Annotated in this window: 4 protein-coding genes; all 4 read left to right on the top strand. The window is 52.4% G+C overall.

Annotated elements, in window-relative coordinates; translation table 11 throughout:
- Window positions 1-127 precede the first annotated feature (127 nt).
- The 4 genes from L977_RS18380 (at window position 128) to tcyJ (ending at window position 3,769) form a co-directional block, all read left to right on the top strand.
- Complete coding sequence (locus tag L977_RS18380) at window positions 128-1,393, top strand: FliC/FljB family flagellin (protein WP_014884384.1); 1,266 nt, start codon at window positions 128-130, stop codon at window positions 1,391-1,393.
- Window positions 1,394-1,556: 163 nt separating this feature from the next.
- Window positions 1,557-2,276: an RNA polymerase sigma factor FliA gene (locus L977_RS18375; RefSeq protein WP_014170714.1), complete on the top strand. Its 720-nt coding sequence runs from the start codon at window positions 1,557-1,559 to the stop codon at window positions 2,274-2,276.
- A gap of 54 nt (window positions 2,277-2,330) precedes the next feature.
- Window positions 2,331-2,882 carry a flagella biosynthesis regulatory protein FliZ gene (gene fliZ / locus L977_RS18370; protein ID WP_014884383.1) on the top strand — a complete coding sequence of 184 codons (552 nt, stop codon included), beginning with the start codon at window positions 2,331-2,333 and terminating at the stop codon, window positions 2,880-2,882.
- A gap of 86 nt (window positions 2,883-2,968) precedes the next feature.
- Entirely contained in the window at window positions 2,969-3,769 is an 801-nt protein-coding gene (tcyJ, locus tag L977_RS18365; protein ID WP_014884382.1) for a cystine ABC transporter substrate-binding protein, read from the top strand.
- Window positions 3,770-3,775 lie beyond the last annotated feature (6 nt).

Genomic DNA, 3,775 nt, shown 5'->3' with positions numbered 1-3,775 from the left:
GAACATCCTGAAAAAAAATCTAAAGGTTGTTTTGGACCAGACGATAACACCTTTGACGGCGATGAAGCCGAAGGGTGGAAACCCAAATCTAACCAAACAGATTTGATGAACAACAGGAATCGAAATCATGGCACAAGTCATTAATACCAACAGCCTCTCGCTGATCACTCAGAACAACATCAACAAGAACCAGTCTGCTCTGTCTTCTTCTATCGAGCGTCTGTCTTCTGGTCTGCGTATCAACAGCGCTAAAGATGATGCTGCGGGCCAGGCTATCGCTAACCGCTTCACGTCTAACATCAAAGGTCTGACTCAGGCTGCACGTAACGCTAACGACGGTATCTCTCTGGCGCAGACCACTGAAGGCGCGCTGTCTGAAATCAACAACAACCTGCAGCGTGTTCGTGAACTGACCGTTCAGGCGACCACCGGCACTAACTCCGATTCTGACCTGTCTTCAATCCAGGACGAAATCAAATCCCGTCTGTCTGAAATCGACCGCGTATCGGGTCAGACTCAGTTCAACGGCGTGAACGTACTGGCTAAAGACGGTTCCATGAAGATTCAGGTTGGTGCGAACGACGGCCAGACTATCTCCATCGACCTGCAGCAGATCGATTCTTCTACTCTGGGTCTGAACGGCTTCTCTGTTTCTAACAACGCACTGAAACTGAGCGATTCTATCACTCAGGTTGGCGCGAGCGGTTCTCTGAAAGATGTTGACCTGAGCGCAGTTGCTACCACCCTGGGTGTGGACGCGAAGAGCCTGACTCTGCACAACGTGCAGACTCCAGCTGGCGCATCTACTGCGACCTACGTGGTTTCTTCTGGTTCTGACAACTACGCTGTGTCTGTTGACGATGCAACTGGCAGCGTGAAAGTGAACACCGCTGACATCACCTATACCGATGCAAACGGTGGTACAGGTACACTGACCGGTGTTGCTGTTAAAGTTGGCGCAGACGCTGCTGGCGCAGCTGCAGGTTATGCTGAAGTTCAGGGTAAAAACTACTCCCTGACTGCAGCTGCTATCGCTGATGGCGGCGCAGGCGGTACGCTGAACAACGCGCAGACTGTTACCCTGAACGCAGCTGGCGAGTTCAAAGGCGTGTCTACTGCAGATCCACTGGCTCTGCTGGACAAAGCTATCGCGTCTGTTGATAAATTCCGTTCTTCTCTGGGTGCGGTACAGAACCGTCTGAGCTCTGCGGTAACCAACTTGAACAACACCACCACCAACCTGTCTGAAGCGCAGTCCCGTATTCAGGACGCCGACTATGCGACCGAAGTGTCCAATATGTCTAAAGCGCAGATCATCCAGCAGGCCGGTAACTCCGTGCTGTCTAAAGCTAACCAGGTTCCTCAGCAGGTTCTGTCTCTGCTGCAGGGCTAATCGCCTGATAATGCTCAAACCCCGCTTCGGCGGGGTTTTTTATTTAGCGCTATTCGCATAACCCCCCAAATAACCCCTCATTTCACCCACTATTCACCCAATTGAAACCCCTGCAGAATCGGATAATCATGCCGATAACTCAATTAACGCAGGGCTGTTTATCGTGAATTCACTCTATACCGCTGAAGGTGTAATGGATAAACACTCGCTGTGGCAGCGTTATGTCCCGCTGGTGCGTCACGAAGCATTGCGCCTCCAGGTGCGCTTGCCGGCGAGCGTGGAACTTGACGATCTGCTACAGGCGGGCGGTATCGGGTTATTGAATGCAGTTGACCGATACGACGCTCTGCAAGGAACGGCATTTACGACTTACGCAGTTCAGCGTATTCGTGGTGCGATGCTGGACGAACTGCGCAGCCGTGACTGGGTGCCGCGAAGTGTTCGCCGTAACGCCCGCGAAGTGGCGCATGCGATGGGGCAGCTGGAACAGGAACTGGGACGCAACGCAACGGAAACCGAAGTGGCGGAACGTCTTGGCATTGCTGTTGAAGAGTATCGTCAGATGTTGCTCGATACCAATAATAGCCAACTCTTCTCTTATGACGAGTGGCGCGAAGAGCATGGCGATAGCATCGAGCTGGTGACGGATGAGCACCAGCAGGAAAACCCGTTACACCATTTAATGGAAGGGAATTTACGCCAGCGCGTAATGGAAGCGATTGAAGCGCTGCCTGAACGCGAACAGCTGGTGTTGACCCTTTATTACCAGGAAGAGCTTAATCTCAAAGAGATTGGCGCTGTTCTGGAGGTGGGGGAGTCGCGGGTGAGCCAGTTGCACAGCCAGGCCATTAAACGCTTACGAACCAAGCTGGGTAAGTTATAGGTGATTTTTTCACCCGAAAAATGCCGCACAACGTATTGACAACCAGGAGTTATCATGACGGTGCAGCAATCAAAAAGACGGCCTTTAAGCCGCTACCTGAAAGACTTTAAACACAGCCAGACGCATTGCGCCCACTGTAAGAAACTACTCGATCGTATCACGCTGGTTCGCCGTGGCGAGATCGTGAATAAAATCGCGATCTCTCGCCTCGACACGTTGATGGACGAAGCGGCGTGGCTCGAAGAGCAGAAAGAGTGGGTGGCGCTTTGCCGTTTCTGTGGCGATCTCCACTGCAAAGAGCAAAGCGACTTCTTCGACATTATCGGCTTCAAACAATTCCTGTTTGAACAAACGGAGATGAGCCACGGCACCGTGCGCGAATATGTGGTTCGCCTGCGCCGCCTTGGACAGCATCTGACCGTTAACAACATCTCTCGCGATCTGCTAAAAACCGGTTATCTGGATGAGAATCTGGAGCCGTGGCTGCCTGCCACCAGCACCAACAACTACCGTATTGCGCTGCGCAAGTATGCGCAATATAAGGTACAAATGCCGGGTGCGATGAAGCAGAAAGGCCACGCCGGAACAACTTCTGATATATATTAAAAAAGAATAAGATGTAGCGCAGTCGCCTTTGACGTCGCAGGCGATTTCTCTACACTACGTAAAAATTCTACGCTATCGGGGTATTTATGAAATTAGCACTTCTGGGTCGTCAGGCGTTGATGGGCGTTATGGCCGTGGCGCTGGTTGCGGGTATGAGCGTGAAAACGTTCGCTGCAGAAAATCTGCTGAACAAAGTAAAAGAGCGCGGAACGCTGCTGGTTGGGCTGGAAGGAACCTATCCTCCGTTCAGCTTCCAGGGCGACGACGGCAAACTGACCGGTTTTGAAGTGGAATTTGCCGAAGAACTGGCAAAACACCTCGGCGTGAAAGCCTCCCTGAAACCGACCAAATGGGACGGTATGCTGGCATCGCTGGATTCCAAACGCATTGACGTGGTGATTAACCAGGTGACCATTTCTGACGAGCGTAAGAAGAAGTATGACTTCTCCACGCCGTACACCGTGTCCGGTATTCAGGCGCTGGTGAAGAAAGGTAACGAAGGCACCATCAAAACCGCGGCCGACCTGAAAGGTAAAAAAGTGGGTGTCGGTCTGGGCACTAACTACGAAGAGTGGCTGCGCCAGAACGTTCAGGGCGTGGACATCCGAACCTATGATGATGACCCGACGAAATACCAGGATCTGCGCGTAGGCCGTATTGACGCCATTCTGGTTGACCGCCTGGCCGCGCTGGATCTGGTGAAGAAAACCAACAACACCCTGGCGGTTGCCGGTGATGCGTTCTCTCGTCAGGAATCCGGTGTTGCGGTCCGTAAAGGTAACGAAGACCTGGTGAAAGCGATCGACGCTGCGATTGCTGATATGCAAAAAGACGGCAGCCTGAAGGCGCTCTCCGAGAAGTGGTTCGGCGCAGACGTCACCAAATAAGTCTTT

Origin of the sequence: Enterobacter sp. ZOR0014 (assembly GCF_000798855.1) — a bacterium.
Lineage (GTDB): Bacteria > Pseudomonadota > Gammaproteobacteria > Enterobacterales > Enterobacteriaceae > Enterobacter > Enterobacter kobei.
This window is presented reverse-complemented; position numbering and strand designations above follow the sequence as displayed.

Coding starts and splice junctions, on each gene's coding strand:
- L977_RS18380 (WP_014884384.1), top strand. CDS start 128: ATGGCACAAGTCATTAATACCAACAGCCTCTCGCTGATCACTCAGAAC.
- fliZ (WP_014884383.1), top strand. CDS start 2,331: ATGACGGTGCAGCAATCAAAAAGACGGCCTTTAAGCCGCTACCTGAAA.
- tcyJ (WP_014884382.1), top strand. CDS start 2,969: ATGAAATTAGCACTTCTGGGTCGTCAGGCGTTGATGGGCGTTATGGCC.